An 18,740-nucleotide genomic window follows, 5' to 3' on the forward strand; every position below is an offset into this window, starting at 1 on the left:
CCCGTCCCTTTCCGATTTCGAGGTTGTAATTCCCATGCTGTACAAAACACGCACCGCCTTGGCCGCCGTCCTGGCTGTCGGCGCCCTGACCGCCACTGCCTGCAGCGGCGGCAGCGGTTCTGCGGAAACGGAATCCGGGATTCCGATCGTGAACGACGGCGCACTGACGGTTTGCTCCAACGTTCCGTTTGAGCCCTTTGAATATGTAGGCGAGGACGGCGAGTACACCGGCTTCGACATGGACCTCAGCCGTGAGATCGCCGCCGGCATGGGCCTGGAGTTGGAAGTGCAGAACGCCAGTTTCGACGGCCTGCAGAGCGGCACCGTCCTGGCCGCCAACCAGTGCGACCTGATCGCCGCGGCCATGACCATCACCCCGGAGCGCGAAGCAAACCTCGCGTTCTCCGATCCGTACTACGACTCGCTGCAGTCACTGCTGGTTCCTGCGGACTCTCCGGCAAAGTCGCTGGAGGACATGTCCGGCAAGAGAATCGGCATTCAGCAGGGCACCACCGGCGAAACCTATGCCCGTGACAATGCACCTTCCGACACCGAGGTTATCGCCTACCAGACGGACGCGGATCTGTTCCAAGCGCTGCAGGCCGGCAACATTGACGGCGTCTTCCAAGACCTGCCGGTAAACCTCAAGCACGCGGATGACAAGAATTTCAGCCTCGCCGGAACTTATTCCACCGGTGAATCCTATGGTCTGGCTGCAAAGAAGGACGGCAGCGAAAAGCTGATCACTGAGATCAACGCCCAGCTCGCCGAGATGCACAGCAACGGCAAGTACCAGGAGATTTACGACAAGTACTTCACCGAATAACGCGTAGGCGGAGCCCAATACGCGAACGGCGCCGTCGTGTTCAGTACCCCGATGAAATGTGACATGCGTAGAATCTAGAGTGCTTTCATCTGTTTATAAAGGGGCAATCGCCACTGGGTCCGTCCATGAAAAGGTTGTAAATCCATGCTGAACAACGCACGCCGAACCGCCCTCGCCACAGTGGCGCTAACCGCCTTGGCCCTGACCGCCTGCGGTGGTGACGATTCATCCGCCGACGGTGCCGCTGACTCGGGACTCGGCCTGGTTTCGGAAGGAACCCTGAAGGTCTGCTCTGAAATCCCCTACGTGCCGTTCGAATATGTCGAGGACGGAGAATATACCGGCTTTGACATTGATTTGATCCGGGAAATCGCCACCGGCATGGGTTTGGAAACAGAGATCCAGCAGTCGGCCTTTGAAGCAATTCAGGGCGGTACGGCTGTCAGCGCGGGAATGTGCGACCTCAGCGCCAGCGCAGTCACCATTACGCCCGAACGCTCGGAGAATCTGCTCTTCAGTGATCCCTACTATGACTCGCTGCAGACGCTCATGGTTCCCGAAGGCTCGGACATTACGGGCATCGACGATTTGGCCGGAAAGCGCGTAGGTGTGCAGCAGTCCACCACCGGTGCCGCATATGCACAGGAAAACGTCGAGGGCGCCGAGATCCTTGAGTACCCCGGCGACGGCGAGCTGTTTCAGGCCATTCAGGCCGGGAGCATCGACGCCATCCTCCAGGACATCGCCGTGAACACGAACCACACGAAGGAGGGCGAGTACGACATCGTAGAAGAATACGAGACGGACGAGTCCTACGGCTTCGCCACCAAAAAGGAAAACACTGCCCTGATCGAAGAGGTCAACGCCCAGTTGGCCGACCTCCGGGAGAACGGCAAATACACCGAAATTTACGACAAGTACTTTGCCGAATAAGCCCTGACAAGCATTGAACGTTCCGCCGTCCCGGTTTGTGACCCACTCCGGGGCGGCGCCACACATATCTTCCGCGGAAGGCTCCACCTTGAAACCCTCCACCCGCAGACGCCTCTTCCGGGGCGTCCTGTACGTCGTCTTCATCCTGGCCGTTCTGGCCATCGTCCTGCTTGCGGACTGGAAAGCTATCGGGGTGAACTTCTTTGACGCCGAAGTGGCCAAGAAGGCTTTCCCGACGATCATCACCGTGGCCGTCAAGAACACCATCATCTACACCGCCATCGCCTTTGCCGGCGGCCTGGCACTTGGCCTGATCCTGGCCCTGATGAAGCTCTCCCCCGTGGCACCCTACCGCTGGGCCGCGACGGCCTACATTGAACTATTCCGCGGGCTCCCGGCTCTGCTGGTCATCTTCGCGTTTGCCTTCGCCGTGCCGATCGCTTTCTCCTGGCAGTGGCCCGGAGGAAATGCCGGAGGCGGCCTCATTGCCTTGATCGTGGTCTCGGCCGCGTATATTGCCGAGACCATCCGCGCGGGCATCCAGGCGGTACCGGCCGGCCAGATCGAAGCGGCCCGTTCCCTGGGCATGGGCCCGGCCTGGACCATGGTGTCCGTGACCCTGCCGCAGGCGTTCCGCATCATCACCCCGCCGCTGACCAACGAACTCGTCATCCTGATCAAGGACACCTCGCTGCTGTTCATTGCCGGAATGGCGCTGGCGGACCGTGAACTGACAACGTTCGCCCGCGACGCAGTGTCCCAAAACGCCAATTCCACTCCGCTGGTGCTGGCTGCACTGATGTACCTCATCATCACGCTGCCGCTGACGCAGCTGGTAGCCAAGCTTGAGCGCCACAACCAGAGAGGCCGGTGACTGCCATGAGTACTGCAGCATCCAGCTCCCCCGCCGCCGCCAGCAAAGCGGTTCCCGCCATCCAGGTTCAGAACCTGCACAAGAGCTTCGGTTCCAAAGAGGTGCTCAAGGGCATCGACTTCCACGTGGACCAGGGCGAGGTGGTGTGCGTGATCGGCCCGTCCGGTTCCGGCAAGTCCACCCTGCTGCGCTGCGTCAACCGCTTGGAGGAGCCCACCAGCGGCACCATCCTGGTGGAAGGCGTGGACATCACCGATCCCGAGACGGATCTGGACAAGGTCCGCACCCGGATCGGTATCGTGTTCCAGCAGTTCAACCTCTTCCCGCACCTGAACGTGCTGAAAAACCTCACTCTCGCCCAGCGCCGGGCCAAGAAGCGCGGCAAAGTCGAGGCTGAGGAAATCGCCAGAACGAACCTGGCCAAGGTGGGCCTGGCCGACCGCGGCGACTCGTTCCCCGCGCAGCTTTCCGGCGGCCAGCAGCAGCGTGTGGCCATTGCCCGGGCGTTGTCCATGGATCCGGACATGATGCTCTTTGACGAGCCGACCTCCGCCCTGGACCCCGAACTGGTGGGCGACGTCCTCGCGGTCATGCGGAAGCTGGCCGAAGAGGGCATGACCATGATGGTGGTGACCCACGAGATCGGTTTTGCCCGGGAAGTCGGTGACCGCGTGGTGTTCATGGACGGCGGCGTCGTCGTCGAGCAGGGCCGCCCCAGCGACGTGCTGGATAACCCGCAGCACCCGCGCACCCGTGAGTTCCTCTCCAAGGTGCTCTAGCGTTCCACAGCAAAGCAGCCCTCCCGCACGCCACGTGCGGGAGGGCTGCTTTTGTTGGTGCCCTGGAAAGTTACCTGAGCACGTTCTGCACGGCGCCCTTGACCGCCGCGTGCAGTTCCCGGAGGGCGTCCCGGCGCACCGGAACCTCCAGGATGGAGCGGCCCGTGACGGGGGCGTCCAGGGCGGCGTCGAGCTCGTCCGCCGTGCGGACCAGCGTGTGCGGCACACCGTAGGCGGCGGCCAGGGCGGCCATGTCCACGGTGTGCGGGGTGCCGAAAAAGCGCTCGACGACGGCGGCATACTCTTCGCGCTCCCCCAGTGCCCCGTGCTCAAGCGTGGAGAAGATGCCGCCGCCGCCGTCGTTCAGCACCACCAACTGCAGGTCCGGCTCAGGTTCGTCGGGGCCGAGCAGGAGGGCGCCGGCGTCGTGCAGGAAGGTGAGATCGCCCAGCAGCACCCGGGTGGGGATGCCGTTGGCCAGCGCAATGCCGGCCGCCGTCGCAATGGTGCCGTCAATGCCGGCCAGGCCGCGGTTGGCGTAGACGTCCAGCGGATGCCAGTCCGGGGCCGCCACCAGGTCCATGTCCCGGATGGGGTTGGAAGAGCCCAGCACCAGGTTGCCGTCCGTGTGGTCCCACACCAGATCCGCCACGTGCAGGCCGTTTAGTTCGCTCTCCCCGTCGAGCAGCGAGGATACCGCGGCCATCGCCGCGGCGGAGGCGGTTTGCCAGCGCTCCAGCCAGCCGGGAGTGCCTCCGCCGACAAAGTCGAACAGTCCGGCCAAGTCGGTGATGAGAGTTTCGGGGCGGCGTCCGGCGGTAAACCAGTTCACCGGGCGCGGTACGTAAATGGCCTTCTCCACGTCCCTGCGGGCGAGCAGTCCGGCGACGGGTCGGGACAGGGTTGGCCTGCCGAAGACCACCACGCGCTCGACCTCCGGACCCAGTTCCTCCAGCAGCAGGCGGTAGGCGCCAATCGCGTTCGGGCCGAAACGGGCGTTCGAGGACGGTTCGGCCAGCAGAGGCAATCCTGCGCGGCGGGCAAACAGTGCGGCAATCTCGCCGGCGCCGTCGCCGGCGATGACCACGGCGCGGTGAGTTCCGGGGTGGTTGGCCAGGGCCGCTGCCTCGCGGCCGGTGGCGACGGGTTCTGCCGGGAGTTCGGCTGGAGTTTCGGCGTCGGGGACTGCCAGTTCGGCGGTGTCGCTGTCCTGCGGGATCAGCGGGTCACGGAACTGCAGGTTGATGTGGATCGGCCCCACCGGGCTGCCGGCGCCGACCGCCGCTAAGGCTGCACCGATGGCTCCGGCAGGGTCATCTCCCGCGCGGACGTTCGCCGTGGAGGCCGGAAACTCGGCGAAGATCCCGGGCTGGACGGTGGTCTGGTTGGCGCCGGTCCCGTGCAGCTCCGCGGGCCGGTCGGCGGAGAGCACCACCAGCGGCACGCCGGCGTGGTGGGCTTCCATGACGGCGGGCATCAGTTCGCCCACCGCCGTGCCGGAGGTGGTGACGACGGCGGCCGGACGGTGTCCGCCGCGGGCCAGGCCCAGCGCAGTGAACCCGGCAACGCGTTCGTCGATCCGCACGTGCACCTTCACCCGTCCCTGCACCTCGGCCTCCGCCAGCGCGTAGGCCAGCGGGGCGCTGCGCGATCCCGGGGCAATGACGACGTCGGTCACCCCTGCCGCGGTGAGTGCGGCCACCGCGGAGCGGGCGGCCTGCAGCGAACTGAGATTGCTTCCCGCCTTCGGGTCGGAGGATGCGGCGGAGGCCGACGGGCTGGGAGATTTCGAGGTTCCGGTCACCTCTCCATCCTAGGGTTCGGGGGCTGGTGTGTATCGTCAGCCGGTCGATACCGGCTTGAAAGGCAGGCAGCCGTCGTCGTCTGCTCCGGTTTGGGAAATCCCCTCCGTTTTGGGAGATCCCTGCCGTTCCGCAGCGGCAGCAAAATCCCAAACCGGTCGCCTTTTCCCCAAGTAGAGGGATTTGGCAGGGCGCAGCCGCAGCGAGATAGCCGCGGACAGCCGACCCCTTCCTCAGTACGCTCAGTACGCCTTCACGCGCTGCTCGACAACCAGGTGGATGAGCGCAAAGGTCTTGTCCTCATCGATAGCCTTCAGCGCAGCCTCGATGGCCGCGGGAATATCGGCGTCGTTCTCCACTTTGATGCCGAAGCCCCCAAAGGCCTGGGCCATGAGTGCAAACTCGGGGTTTTTCAGCTGGGTGCCGGAGACCCGCTCGGGGTAGTGGCGCTCCTGATGGGTTCGAATGGTGCCATATTCCTGGTTATCCATGACGATCACCAGCGGGGTGGCCCCGTACTGGGCGGCCGTGGCCAGCTCCTGGCCGTTCATCAGGAACTCGCCGTCGCCGGCGATGGTCACCACGCGCCGGCCCGGGTAGGTCAGCGACGCAGCCACCGCCGACGGCACGGAATAGCCCATGGAACCGTTACGGGCGCTGACCATGGAGGCGTATCGCTTCGTGGGGAAATAGCGGTGGGCCCAGTTGGTGTGCTCGCCTGCGCCCAGGGTGACCATGGCGTCATCCGGCAGCGTCGGCACCAGATGCGCCATCAGGGTGTCCATCCGTGCCTGCCCGGTCTGCGGTCCGGCGGGCGGCAGGGCGGCGAACGATTCCTGCTCACCGCGCATGCGGGAGGTCCAGGCCTTCCACTCGTCCTTCACCGGCAGATCCATCAGCACCAGGTCACGGACAAAGACATCCGGCTTGGCGACGATCTGGTAGGAAACCGGACCGGAACGGCCGCGCAGCGAGGGATCGATCGTGACGAGGAAGTTCTTCTTGCCCCAGTCCTGCCTGGCGACAAAACCATCGGTGAGCACGTCACCGGGCACGGTACCGACAAAGACCAGCAGGTCCGTCTCTTCGAGCAGGTCGTACGTGGGCTTCGGCCTGCCGTACCCGATCGGCCCGACGTAGGAGGGTGAGTCGAAGGGTACGATTCCCTCGCAGCGCCACTCAGCGGCGGCGGGGAGGTGGTGTTCCTCCAGCCACCGGGTCAGGGCGTCTGCTCCTTCCTGCGTCCAGTCATTGCCGCCGGTGACAAACAGCGGTTTGTCCGCTTCCTTTAGCGCAGCCTGCAGCGCTTTCCAGTCCGTCACTGTCATGCCGCCGGGGGCAACCGGAATCGGCGGATGCAGGTCGGCGCTGATTTCCTTGCGGATAATGTCCTCGGGAAGGCCGACGACGACGGGGCCCGGACGGCCGCTCATCGCGGCAAAGATCGCCTCGGCCACAATCTCGGACGCCCGCTCGGCGTGGTCCAGGACCATCACCCGTTTGGCGCCGGTGTCGAACCAGGCCTTGATATCGAATTCCTGAAACGCCTCACGGTCCCGGTGCTCGAACGGAATCAGGCCCACAAAAAGCACCATGGGCGTGGAATCCTGCCAGGCCGTGTGCAGGCCGACGTGCGCGTTTGCCGCACCCGGACCGCGGGTAACCATGGCGATGCCCGGAAGCTGCTGCATCTTGCCTGCGGCCTCGGCCATGTAGGCGGCCCCGCCTTCATGCCGGCATACGACGGTTTCAATCGCTGACTGGTGCAGTCCGTCCAGCACATCCAGAAAACTTTCGCCGGGCACCACGTAGGCCCGCTCCACCCCGTGAGCAGCCAGCGAATCAACAATCACGTGGCCGGCGGACTTGGTCGCGGAACTGGTTGCTGCCGTGGAGGGAGCGGATACTCGGGGAAAGGAGGATGCCTGAGGCAGCTCTGACGTCGTTGTCATCTATTCACTTTCGTTGCTCGGATTCATCAATGCGCCGTCGGACTGTCAATGTCCGTTCGATTTCCGTTAGCAAAGCACTTGCTTGGTTTCGAGGTGGGATCATCCTAACCGCACCGGGCCGATATGCGGCGTAGTGTGACGAGATCCGGTCCCCGTGTCCGGAGCGATACCTTCCGAGGCACCGTTAACCGCGGAAGCGGGAACCAAGATGGCTCCCGCTTCCCTTTCACCCGGGCAGCAACGGCTCACCCCGGTCCAGGCGCTAGTCGGCGGTGGCGGCTTTTACCTTGTCCGGCTGCTCCTCCGGACCCTCCACGACGTCCGGATCCTGCACGGCCTCCGTGTACCACTCGGTGAGCGCGGGGTCATCGCTCTCAAAGTCGGCGCCGGCTCCTTCGTCCTCCGACACGGGAGCGGCACCGAAGACAAAGTCGTCACCGTGCTCACCGATACCCCGGCGCACTCCTCCCCTAATGGCCTCCAGTGCATACCGGCGGCGAATCATGTAGGGATCATTGCGCAGCTCCTTGCCCCACGACACCATCACGCCGATCAGGATGATGGTGAAGGGCAGGGCACAGGTCACCATGATGGACTGCAGCCCCGAGAGTGCGTTGCGTCCGCCGGCCAGCAGCAGGGCCATGGAGATCAGTCCAAGCGCGGAAGCCCACACGATGGTCACCGATTTCGAGGGGACCGGCCGCCCCGACTGGGACATGGACCCCATGACGTTGGCTGCGGAGTCCGCGGCGGTGACAAAGAAGACCAGAATGGCCACCAGGCAGACAACCGATGTCACGGTACTGAAGGGGAGATTGCCCAGCAAATCGAACATGACGTTCTCCCCGGCACCCACCACCGTCATGTCCCTGCCCTCCAGGTTCATCCAGATGGCGCTGCCGCCGAAGACCGTGAACCAGACGATGGAGATGGCCGAGGGAACAAACACCACCACGGTGACGAACTGTCGCAGGGTCCGGCCCTTGGAAATCTTCGCAATGAACATTCCCACGAACGGGGACCACGAAATCCACCAGGCCCAGTACAGCGTCGTCCAGGCCGTCAGATACGCCTCCTCCGTGGCGCCCTGGCCGGCAAAGACCGTGAGCATGTTCGGCAGGTTGTCGAAAAACGCGATGAGTGAAACCGGCAGCAGATCCAGCACGAAGAAGGTCGGTCCTGCCAGCAGGACAAAAGCCGCGAGCAGGATGACCAGGGTCATGTTGGCGTTGGACATCAGCCGAATGCCCTTTTTAATGCCGGCCACTGCGGAGATGGTGAAGACAACCGTCAGAATGGTGATGGCCACGACGACGAAACCATTGCCCAGTTCCTTCCCGGTGATCATCGAAACGCCCGTGCGGATCTGGAGTGCGCCGATACCCAGCGACGTCGCTGTGCCGAACAGGGTCACCAGCACGGCGAAGACATCGATGATCTTGCCCAAAACACGGTTGTTGCCGTCCGGAAAAACCGGTTCAAAGAGTGAGGAAATCAACGGCAGGCGGCCGCGCCGGTAGGAGGCGTAAGCCAGTGCCCCGCCCACCAGGGCGTAGATGCACCAGGCGATGGACGCCTGGTGCAGGAAGGCGTCAGTCATGGCGGGCAGGATGGCGTCGGAGGTCCCGGCCTCGGCATCCGTCGACGGCGGAGGGCTAAGGAAATGGCTGAGCGGCTCCATGGGTCCGTAGAAAATCAGGCCAATACCCAAACCGGCGGCGAACAGCATGGAGATCCACGACAGAGTCGAGTATTCCGGGGTGCTGTCGTCGGCACCCAAGCGGATCTTGCCGGTGGGGCCAAAACCCACCAGCAGCATGAAGATCACGATGCCCACCACGGTTGCATTGAACAGCCACCCGAAGCGAACCACCACCCAGCCCTGCATGGTGGTGCCGACCAGGTTGAGGTTGGCCGGCGCAAGTGTTGCCCACGTCAGGATTGCCAGGGAAACAGCCAGCGCGACAATGAACACGCTGCGCCGGGTTGGAAAACCAACCCCGGTGTCCTCAACGCTGATTCCCGGCACAAGTCCGGGGTGAAGACCGAACGTTGGTTCGGAAGCGGCATGGCGCAGTGCCTTTTTTACCCGTTCGACCGGCCGCCCGCCCGGTTTCTGTCCCTGCAAACCGGGCGCAGGCGGCCTGTCCGTGCTGTTTGCCGCTCCGTCAAAATGTAAAGGGTCAGAATTCATAACGCACGACTTTAGTGCATTTACCTGCAACTGCTCCAATTCATAACAATTGGACCACTATTGGAAGGAAAGTTATTCACTGCTTAAGTAGCAGTTAATTCCAACTAATGCTAATTTCATTTCGGAACGCTACTTTGTTCCCTACCCCGCAGCTGCCGCGGCAAGGATGTGGGCCATGCTTTCACGCATATAATCGGCCACCTCGCTCTGCGTGACGGCAACATCGAGCACAAACAGGCCCTCGGCACCGTCGGCAAGCCATTCCTTCAGCTCCGTGAGGTCACTCAGGGAACGCATTTTCACGCCGCGCGCACCCATGGCACGGCCCAGCGCACTGAAATCGACTTCGGGGATCTGCATGGCTGTGTCGTCGAGGCCCCGGGCTGCATACTGGTGAACCTCGGCGCCGTAGGCGGCGTCGTTGAACACCACCATCACTCCGCTGGGAATGGCGCGGACGGCCGATTCGAGGTCGGCCAGCGCCATCAGGGCTCCGCCGTCGCCCGCGATGAGCACGGTGGTCCGGTCCGGACGGGCCACCGCCGCGCCCACCGCTGCCGGGATGCCCAGGCCGATGGACTGAAACGCTGTGCCCACCATCATTAGCCCCTGCGGGTCAGGTGCCTGGCAGTACATCGGGATCCAGCCGCAGAAGTGCCCGCCGTCCTGGACGATGGTGCGGTTGGCGGGCAGGACGGCGTCGAGCTGCTGCGCCACGGCGCGGGGATTCAGCCGCCCATCGGCCGCAAATTCGTCCGCGGCAGGGTCAGAGGTGAACGACGGTGCGGTCACTTCCGGATGCTGCGTCCGCCACCCGCCCTGCACAGCGGAAACTGCTTCCGTGAGTGCTACAACGGTTTCCCGGGCATCGGCCTGAATGAAGCTCGAAACCCGGGGGTTCGTGGGCGCATCGGCTTCATCAATCTGGATGACCTCGGCGTCTTCAGCGAAGAGGGATCCGTAGCGGGCCTGGAAGGCGTTCAGGCTGGCACCGGCAACGATGACGAGGTCGGCGGAGCGCATGATCTGCAGCGGAGCCCTTCGTGCGAAGCCCCCCGCTATACCCAAATCCCAAGGCGTATCGAGGTAGTTCCGCGCCATGAGGGAAGTCGCAAACAGCGCACCTACCTTGTCCCCCAGTTCCACCAGGGCAGTTCCCGCATCGGAGACCACGGCACCGTTGCCGGCCAGGATCAGGGGGCGCCTGGCACGGTTTATCAGTGCCGCGACGCGTTCCACGGCAGCCGGGTCCGGCAGCACCCGCGCGGCAGGCTGCGGATGCGCTGCCGGCTCCTGGGTCCCGGCAGCTTCATTGGCGAGGTCGTAGGGAATGGACACGATCACGGGACGCCGCTCGTTGCGGGCCGTGGACCAGGCTTCTTCAGTGAGACGCTCCGCGTTTCCTGCTGCGACGGTGAGGGTGAGCACCCCCAGACCCCGGGCAACCGTCAGCTGGTCGATGTCCCACGGCCGGGCTCCGGTTGTGGGAGCTTCCCCTACAACCAGCACCATCGGAATCCGGGCTTTGGCAGCTTCGGTCAGCGCTGTCAGGGAGTTGGTGAAACCGGCTCCGTAGGTCACCGTTGCCACTGCAATCCTGCCCGAGGCACGGTAATAGGCGTCAGCCATGGCCACGGTTCCGGCCTCGTGCCGGGCGCTGACATAAGGCAGGCCGCGGGCCGTGAGATTGGAGGTGAAAAAGGCGTTGCCGTTGCCCATCAGGCCAAACACGACCTCGGAGTGACGCGCACACACTTCCGCGACGACGTCGGATACGTTCAGTTGTTCAGTCATGTCGGTTCCTTGAGATCAGTGCTGTGGTGCCAGCAGGGCCGCTGCCTGACGGGCGACGGTGAGAATCCTGTTGTTGGCAACAGGTGCACCGATGGTGATGCGGATGCCCTCGTTCGGAAAGACGCGGACGGAAAGGGCGTTCTCCTCAAAGAGCGCGGCGAGAGCGCCCGTCCGGTCCCGGCTGTCGAGCCAGAGAAAGTTGGCTTCCGACGCAAGCACCGGCAGCCCGGCAGCCAACAGGGCGTCGTACACACGCCGGCGTTCAGTGACGAGCACATCAATCCGCTCCTGAAGTTCATCTTCGGCCAGCAGGGATGCCAGCCCGGCCTGCTGTGCCAGCGACGTGACTCCGAACGGAACAGCCACCTTTTGGAGATTTACAACCAGCTCCGGGCCGGCAATGGCATAGCCCAGGCGCAGCCCGGCGAGCCCGTAGGCCTTGGAGAAGGTGTGCAGAACAGCAACGTTGGGATACTTGCGGAACATTTCGATCCCGACGGCGGTGTCGGCATCGCGGTTGAAGTGGACGTAGGCCTCGTCCAGCACCACGAGGACATCCGCGGGGACGGATGAGATAAAGCTGTCCACCGCTGCGGCGCTGAGGACCGTGCCCGTGGGATTGTTCGGATTGCAGAGAAAGATCACCCGGGTTCTTGGGGTGACAGCGGAGGCCATCGCGTGGAGGTCGTGGCCGCCGTCCTCGGCCAGCGGAATGGGCTGCGGTTCCGCCCCTGCCGTGGTGGCCAGAAGCGGGTAGGCCTCGAAGGACCGCCAGGCGAACATCACCTGGTCCCCCGGATTGGTCACGGCGAGGATGATCTGGCTGGCAACCTCCACCGACCCGGCGCCGAGCGCTATGTTGTCCGGTGAAACCGCCCAGCGGGACGCGATCGCACCGCGGAGTTCTTCCGCGGCGATCTCCGGATAGAGGTTGATGCTGGACACGGCGCCGGCAACGGCCTCCACCACGGAAGGCAGAGGCGGGTAGGGATTCTCGTTCGAGGAGAGTTTGAAGGCCTCCAGGCCGTCAACGGCCCGGGGAGCTTTTCCCTGGCGGTACGGCGGGAAGTTTTCAAGCCCGGCGCGGTGCGTGATGTTCATGATTCTCCTGATGGGCCGGAGCGAAAGATAAGCTGCAGCGCCGGCGCGCCGCCCAATGAGGCTAAGTAATACTGGTCACGCAAAACAAGCTGCACAGCAAACACTTCACAGAGTGCCACCTTTGGCCGGAGTTCGCCGTGTATCTGCTGTACAAATTGCACAACCTTTCTCCGCGAATTTGCTCATGACCGCTTTTGTGATTAGCGTCACTCCGAGGCTGCCGCGTTTGGACCCCACTCATTGACGAGTGTGCCGCCGGCCCGCCCCCGATTTCTTTTTCGATGCGGAGCACCTCCGCACCTGACGCTTGTGAGGCACCTGCATGACCACTGCTGATCTGACAACCAGCTCCGCACCACCCGAGAACCGGTCCGGTCTGGGACGGTCAATGAATTCCCGCCAGCTGACCATGATGGGGCTCGGCAGCGCAATTGGCGCCGGGCTATTCCTTGGATCGGGGGTGGGTGTCCAGGCGGCCGGACCCGCCGTACTGATTTCCTATCTCGTGGCCGGCGCCCTGGTCATCATCGTGATGCAGGCCCTGGGCGAACTCGCTGCGGCCAATCCGAGCTCGGGTGCATTTTCTGTCTATACCGAGAAAGCCTTTGGCAAGACGGCCGGATCCGCTGTCGGCTGGCTCTGGTGGTTCCAGCTTGTTGTGGTGATTGCCGCCGAAGCCATCGGCGCCGCCGGTCTCCTGGCGTCCGTTTTCCCGGACCTGCCCGTCTGGCTCATGGCCTTGTTCTTCATTGCGGTTTTCTCGCTCATTAACGTCACCGGTGTGAAGAACTACGGTGAATTCGAATTCTGGTTTGCGATCCTAAAGGTTGCCGCCATTATTCTCTTCCTGGCGATCGGCGCCGCCCTCATCTTCGGCTGGCTGCCCGACACCACCTCCCCCGGGCTGAGCAACCTCTTCGGGAACGACGGTTTCGCCCCGACCGGCATGGCAGGCATTGCCTCGGCACTGCTGGTGGTGATCTTCGCGTTCGGCGGGACCGAGATCGTGAGCGTTGCCGCAGCCGAGACCGCCGACCCCGCCCGCAGCGTGGGCAAGGCCATCAAGACCGTTGTCTGGCGCATCCTGGTGTTCTACATCGGTTCACTGGCCGTCATCGTCACTGTTATCCCCTGGGATTCCGAAGCCCTCGATTCACCGTTTGCCGCTGTCCTGGCAACGGCCAAGATCCCGGGGGCAGAAACCGCCATCATCCTCGTGGCGGCCGTTGCCCTGCTGTCGGCACTGAACGCCAACCTGTACGGCGCCTCACGGATGGTCTATTCGCTGGCCGAACGCCGTGATGCGCCCAGGGCGTTGCTGCGGCTCAACAAGGCGAAAGCACCTGTTCTTGCCGTGCTCATCTCGGTGGCCGTGGGGGTTGTCTCCACTGTGCTGGAGCTCTTCTTCCCGGACCGGGTGCTCCCCGCCCTCTTGAACGTCGTCGGATCCACCGTGCTCCTGGTCTGGGCTTCGGTTCTGCTGTCCCAGTTTGTGCTTCGCCGCAGGGCCGACCGTGCCGGCCAGGCCCTCAAACTGCGGATGCGCGGCTTTCCGTACCTGACGGTGGCCGGCATGGTCCTTCTGGCAGCCATCCTTGTGCTGGCCTGCCTGGATCCGGCTGCACGGACACAGCTGCTTTCCACCGTTGCGCTCGTGGCCTGCATCGCCCTCGCATGCAAACTGGCACATACCTCCCGCACCCGGCGAAGTGCCGCGGCCGACAGCTAAGCGGAACAAAGGAGGATGTCCCCTAAGGCGCCGCCGGCCGCCTCCGGCGCCGTGCCCCGCAAGTCGCGGCCGCCCCGGAAGAGTCCGGCTGTCCCCCGCTAGTTTGTGCCGCCGGTCTTTGCCTTATCCGGCCCCTCTGCCGTCGCACCCTCAGGATCCCCGGAAGCTTCAGGATCAGCCGGGGCCGGTTCCTGCACGTTGTCCGTGTACCAGTCGGTGAGGGCGGGGTCGTTGCTCTCGAAGTCGGCACCGGCGCCTTCGGACTCCGGCACATGGGCAGTGCCGAACACGAAGTCGTCACCGTGCTCGTCGATGCCGCGGCGCACGCCGCCGCTGATGGCCTCCACCGCATACCGGCGCCGGATCATCAGCGGGTCGTTGCGCAGGTCCTTGGCCCAGGAAATCATCACGCCGACGAGGATGACGGTGAACGGCAGCGCGCAGGTCACCATGATGGCTTGGAGCCCCGAGAGGGCGTTGCGGCCCCCGGCCAGCAGCAGGAACATGGCGATCAGCCCGAGCGCGGCCGACCAGATGATGGTCACCGATTTCGAGGGCACGGGCCGGCCCGACTGCGACATCGAGCCCATGACGTTGGCGGCCGAATCGGCGGCGGTGACGAAGAAGACCAGAATCGCGAGCATGCACACGATGGGCGTCACGGAGCTGAACGGCAGGTTGGCCAGCAGATCGAACATGACGTTCTCTCCGGTGCCCTTCACGGCCAGGTCCACCCCGTTCCGGTTCATCCAGATGGCCGTACCGCCGAAGACCGTGTACCAGCAGACAGAGATGGTCAAGGGAACGAAGACGACGACGGTGACGAACTGGCGCAGGGTGCGGCCCTTGGAGATCTTGGCGATGAACATTCCCACGAACGGCGACCAGGAGATCCACCAGGCCCAGTACAAGGTAGTCCAGCCGGTCAGGAATTCCTCCTGCTCGGCGCCCTGGCCGGCGAAGACGGTCAGCATGTCCGGCAGGTTGCCGACAAACGCGATGAGCGAGGCCGGCAGCAGATCGAGCAGGAAGAACGTCGGCCCGGCCAGCAGGACAAAGAGCGTCAACAGAATGACCAGGGTCATGTTGAGGTTGGAGAGCAGCCGAATGCCCTTCTTGATGCCGGCGACAGCGGAGATGGTGAAGACAACCGTCAGGAGGCTGATGGCGACGACGACGAAGCCGTTACCCAGCTCCTGGCCCGTGATGATCGAGACTCCGGTGCGGATCTGGATCGCGCCGATGCCCAGCGACGTTGCGGTGCCGAACAGTGTCACCAGCACGGCGGAAACGTCGATGATCTTTCCCAGCATCCGGTTGTTGCCGTCGGGGAACACCGGTTCAAACAGCGACGAAATCAGCGGCAACCGGCCGCGCCGGAACGAGGCGTAGGCTAGGGCGCCGCCCACCAGAGCGTAGATGACCCAGGCGAGACTGGCCTGGTGCAGGAAGGTGGTCGCCATGGCCGGCAGGATAGCGGCGTAGGTGCCGGCCTCGGCATCGGTCGAGGGTGGCGGGGAGAGGAAATGGCTGAGCGGTTCCATCGGCCCGTAGAAGATCAATGCAATGCCCAGACCAGCTGCGAACAGCATGGAGATCCAGGACGCCGTGGAGTACTCCGGCGTGCTGTCGTCGGCCCCAAGCCGGATCTTGCCGGTCGGCCCGAAGCCAACCACCAGCATGAAGATCGCAGCGGCAACCATGGTGGCGTTAAACAGCCAGCCGAAATGCACAACCACCCAGGCCTGTACGCCGGCGCCCACGGAACTGAGGTTGTCGGGCGCAAAAATCGCCCACGCCAGAACGGCGAGGGAGATGGCCATGGCAGAAATGAACACACCGCGCCGGGTCGGATAACTGACACCTGTGTCCTCGACGCTGATGCCCGGGACCAGCCCGGGGTGGATGCCGAAAGCCGGTGAGGCAACGTGTTGCAGGGCCTTCTTGACCCGTTCAACGGGTCCGCCGGCGGCGGCAGCTCCCGTAGCCGGACCGGCGGCAGTTGACCTGTCAGTACTGCCTGGGACGCGCTGTGGCGGTGAAGGGTCTGTATTCATGATGAGAGAAATTATTCCATTGGGGATGGCTGCTCCCATTTCCGGAAGACTGCCGGCCGAGTGCAAAACTCCGTCGTTACTAGGGCTGCCGCTTCCCTCTGTGACGAAACTCGCACCCGCAGGGACCGCACACAGTTCACTCCTGCCACATAGTTGACTCTCCACCGGCTGCTTTCTAGGCTGACGGGCAAGCCGGAGCAGCACAGCTTGTCCCTCCATGACCGCTCCTGCAGATGCCCGAAGGGATATGACATGCCGCTCTATGCCTACCGTTGCCCGGACTGCTCAGACTTTGAGATTTCCGTTGCTATGGGCAAAGCGGCCGGTTCCCTTCCCTGCCCTGCCTGCGGAACCCCCTCCGCCCGGCGCTTCACCGCACCCAACCTCTCCCGCGCTTCTTCCAGCGCGTACCGGTTGATCGAAAGCACCAAGCGCTCGGCAGCGGAGCCCGCCGTCGTCCGCTCTCCCGGGCCGGCACCCCGCAACGCCGGCGGGAACATCACCACCAATCCGCTCCACCGAAAGCTTCCCCGCCCCGACTGATTCCCCAGGTTCCCCGCCAGCAAAAGGAGCAATCATGCCAAAGGCCGTCTTTCCACTCGATTCATCGAAGAAATTTGAGGACCAGGAAAAGCTGGGCCACAACCGCTGGCATCCGGAGATCCCGCCGGTGGAGGTGCTCAAGCCCGGGGAATCCTTCCGGGTGGACTGCCGGGAATGGTTCGACGGCGCCATCGTCAATGATGACTCCGCCGAGGACATTCTCAACGCTCCGCTGCTGACCGTACATAAGCTCAGCGGTCCGTTTGCGGTGGAGGGCGCCCGCCCCGGTGACCTGCTGGTGGTGGATATCCTCGACGTCGGACCCATCCCGCAGGAGGACACCGGACCGCTGGCCGGTCAGGGCTGGGGATACACCGGCATTTTTGCACGGGAGAATGGCGGAGGATTCCTCACCGAACAATTCCCTGACGCTTACAAGGCAATCTGGGATTTCACCGGCCAGACGGCCACTTCCCGGCACGTACCCGGAGTCTCGTTCACCGGGCTGATCCATCCCGGGCTGATGGGAACCGCCCCGTCGGCCGCACTGCTGTCCAAATGGAACAAGCGCGAAGGTGACCTGATTGCCACCGACCCGCACCGGGTACCGCCGCTGGCGCTGCCGCCCGAGGCAGAACATGCAGTGCTCGGCGGGGTGCCCCGGGACCAGTGGGGGCGTGTCGGCGCCGAAGCCGCCCGCACCGCGCCCCCGCGGGAAAACGGTGGCAACCAGGACATTAAGAACCTCTCCAAGGGCAGCCGCATCTTTTATCCGGTGTTCGTGGACGGCGCCAACCTCTCCGTCGGGGACCTGCACTTTTCCCAGGGCGACGGCGAGATCACCTTCTGCGGCGCCATTGAGATGGGCGGCTTTATCGACCTGCGGGTTGATCTGATCAAGGGCGGCATGGACACGTACGGTGTCCACGAAAACGCGATCTTCATGCCCGGCACCGTGGAACCGCAGTTCAGCGAGTGGATCGCCTTCTCCGGCACCTCGGTCACGCTCGACGGCGAGCAGCGCTACCTGGATTCGCACCTGTCCTACCAGCGGGCCTGCCTGCACGCGATCGACTACCTAACCAAGTTCGGTTACAGCCCCGAGCAGGCCTACCTGCTGCTCGGCGCTGCCCCGATCGAGGGCCGGCTCTCGGGCGTGGTGGACATTCCGAACTCCTGTTCCACCGTCTACATACCCACCTCAATCTTCGACTTTGATATCCGTCCTTCGGCCTCGGGACCGTTCCAAATCGATCCGGGAATCGGAGCGCCAAGGGCAAGTACGGCTGGGTGAGCGCGGTCCGCCCAAGCGCTGACGGTGCCTTCGCAGCTATGGGGCGTGCACTTCTCGGCTGGATTGTCCTGTGCGCCGGAATCGGCTTGGCGATCAGCACCGCCCGCTTTGCAGCAGGGCTCACAAGTGCACCAGCGGCAGCGGTCCCCCTGCTGCAGGCCCTTCTGGTAACCGCACTGGTGGTACCCGTCATCCTCCTGCTGCGCAGCAAAGTGGACCGCAAATCGGCGGCTGATCTCGGGTTGTCCCGCCGCATGCTGACACCTGTGATCTTTGGCCTCACCGTTGGTGTCGCCTCAGGCGCTGCGACTTGGCTGCCCGCACTGTGGATGGGATGGATCAGTATTGAGCGCGTGGATTACGGCACGCTCATGTCTTTCCTGGTGATCAATGCCTTTGTGCTGCTGCTGTACGAAGCGCTGCCGGAGGAACTGGCGCTGCGGGGTTATGCCTGGGCGAACCTCCGAAGCCGCTGGTCTCCGCTCATCGCGACGTGGATTGTCACCGTGCTGTTCATTTTCAGCAGCTCACTCATCAGCATTTTCCAGTTCGGGTCGGCCCGGCTGCTGGACGTGGAGCCGGTAGGTCTCGGCTGGGCTCCGGCAGGCACCGATCCGGTGGCCTATGTCCTTCAGCTGGGGTTGTTTGGCCTGGTGCTTTGTGCTGCCCGGCGGGCTGGGCTGGCTCGACTCGGGAATCGACGTCGAGTTCACGGCCCCGGACGCGATTGCGCTGGTACTGGTGCATATATGTTTGGGCGGGTTCATGTTCATCCTCACCCGGAAGTGGCTTCAGCGCCGCGATACGGTAACGGAGGGGAACGCTCTCATGCACCGTGCAGGATCATAGCGGCCGCGTGAGC

At 63.9% G+C, this 18,740-nt stretch carries 14 protein-coding genes; 8 read left to right on the forward strand and 6 right to left on the reverse strand.

All coding sequences use genetic code 11. The features are described 5' to 3' along the window. The first annotated feature begins 34 nt into the window (after positions 1 to 34). The 4 genes from KG104_RS15120 to KG104_RS15135 all read left to right on the forward strand — a co-directional run bounded on the left by KG104_RS15120 (position 35) and on the right by KG104_RS15135 (position 3,412). Positions 35 to 826 carry a basic amino acid ABC transporter substrate-binding protein gene (locus KG104_RS15120; protein WP_104160366.1) on the forward strand — a complete coding sequence of 264 codons (792 nt, stop codon included), beginning with the start codon at positions 35 to 37 and terminating at the stop codon, positions 824 to 826. A 144-nt stretch (positions 827 to 970) separates the two neighbouring features. After that, positions 971 to 1,759, forward strand: coding sequence for a transporter substrate-binding domain-containing protein (locus tag KG104_RS15125; protein WP_104101755.1), 789 nt, complete (start codon positions 971 to 973; stop codon positions 1,757 to 1,759). An 88-nt stretch (positions 1,760 to 1,847) separates the two neighbouring features. Further along, positions 1,848 to 2,633 carry an amino acid ABC transporter permease gene (locus KG104_RS15130; RefSeq protein ID WP_104101756.1) on the forward strand — a complete coding sequence of 262 codons (786 nt, stop codon included), beginning with the start codon at positions 1,848 to 1,850 and terminating at the stop codon, positions 2,631 to 2,633. 5 nt (positions 2,634 to 2,638) lie between these two features. Continuing rightward, entirely contained in the window at positions 2,639 to 3,412 is a 774-nt protein-coding gene (locus KG104_RS15135; RefSeq protein WP_104160365.1) for an amino acid ABC transporter ATP-binding protein, read from the forward strand. A 70-nt stretch (positions 3,413 to 3,482) separates the two neighbouring features. Here KG104_RS15135 and menD read toward each other — a convergent pair whose 3' ends face one another. From menD to hisC, 5 genes are all read right to left on the reverse strand, one after another. Next, entirely contained in the window at positions 3,483 to 5,216 is a 1,734-nt protein-coding gene (menD, locus tag KG104_RS15140; protein ID WP_207347813.1) for a 2-succinyl-5-enolpyruvyl-6-hydroxy-3-cyclohexene-1-carboxylic-acid synthase, read from the reverse strand. Between the two features lie 240 nt (positions 5,217 to 5,456). Then, positions 5,457 to 7,166 carry a thiamine pyrophosphate-dependent enzyme gene (locus KG104_RS15145; RefSeq protein WP_207347812.1) on the reverse strand — a complete coding sequence of 570 codons (1,710 nt, stop codon included), beginning with the start codon at positions 7,164 to 7,166 and terminating at the stop codon, positions 5,457 to 5,459. A gap of 262 nt (positions 7,167 to 7,428) precedes the next feature. Then, positions 7,429 to 9,195, reverse strand: a complete 1,767-nt coding sequence (locus KG104_RS15150; RefSeq protein WP_237688607.1) for a BCCT family transporter — start codon at positions 9,193 to 9,195, stop codon at positions 7,429 to 7,431. A 306-nt stretch (positions 9,196 to 9,501) separates the two neighbouring features. Further along, positions 9,502 to 11,154, reverse strand: a complete 1,653-nt coding sequence (locus KG104_RS15155) for a thiamine pyrophosphate-binding protein (protein WP_207347810.1) — start codon at positions 11,152 to 11,154, stop codon at positions 9,502 to 9,504. Positions 11,155 to 11,169: 15 nt separating this feature from the next. After that, positions 11,170 to 12,255: a histidinol-phosphate transaminase gene (gene hisC / locus KG104_RS15160; RefSeq protein ID WP_207347809.1), complete on the reverse strand. Its 1,086-nt coding sequence runs from the start codon at positions 12,253 to 12,255 to the stop codon at positions 11,170 to 11,172. Between the two features lie 322 nt (positions 12,256 to 12,577). Here hisC and KG104_RS15165 point away from each other — a divergent pair, with 322 nt between their 5' ends. Further along, on the forward strand, positions 12,578 to 13,984 hold the full coding sequence (locus KG104_RS15165; RefSeq protein WP_207347808.1) for an amino acid permease: 1,407 nt from the start codon (positions 12,578 to 12,580) through the stop codon (positions 13,982 to 13,984). Positions 13,985 to 14,082: 98 nt separating this feature from the next. Here the strand turns inward: KG104_RS15165 and KG104_RS15170 are convergent, their stop codons facing one another. Next, positions 14,083 to 16,041 (reverse strand): BCCT family transporter, encoded by a 1,959-nt coding sequence (locus KG104_RS15170; RefSeq protein WP_207347807.1) that lies wholly within the window; start codon positions 16,039 to 16,041, stop codon positions 14,083 to 14,085. Positions 16,042 to 16,293: 252 nt separating this feature from the next. Between KG104_RS15170 and KG104_RS15175 the strand changes: the two genes are divergently transcribed. The 3 genes from KG104_RS15175 to KG104_RS15185 are packed head-to-tail and all read left to right on the forward strand — an operon-like array spanning position 16,294 to position 18,738. Further along, entirely contained in the window at positions 16,294 to 16,584 is a 291-nt protein-coding gene (locus KG104_RS15175; RefSeq protein ID WP_104160357.1) for an FmdB family zinc ribbon protein, read from the forward strand. Positions 16,585 to 16,618: 34 nt separating this feature from the next. Next, the gene (gene fmdA, locus KG104_RS15180; RefSeq protein WP_104052991.1) at positions 16,619 to 17,878 is read left to right on the forward strand and encodes a formamidase; all 1,260 of its coding nucleotides are present in this window, start codon (positions 16,619 to 16,621) and stop codon (positions 17,876 to 17,878) included. A gap of 38 nt (positions 17,879 to 17,916) precedes the next feature. Then, on the forward strand, positions 17,917 to 18,738 hold the full coding sequence (locus KG104_RS15185) for a CPBP family glutamic-type intramembrane protease (RefSeq protein ID WP_207347806.1): 822 nt from the start codon (positions 17,917 to 17,919) through the stop codon (positions 18,736 to 18,738). Positions 18,739 to 18,740 lie beyond the last annotated feature (2 nt).

This window comes from Arthrobacter sunyaminii, assembly GCF_018866305.1.
GTDB lineage: Bacteria > Actinomycetota > Actinomycetes > Actinomycetales > Micrococcaceae > Arthrobacter_B > Arthrobacter_B sunyaminii.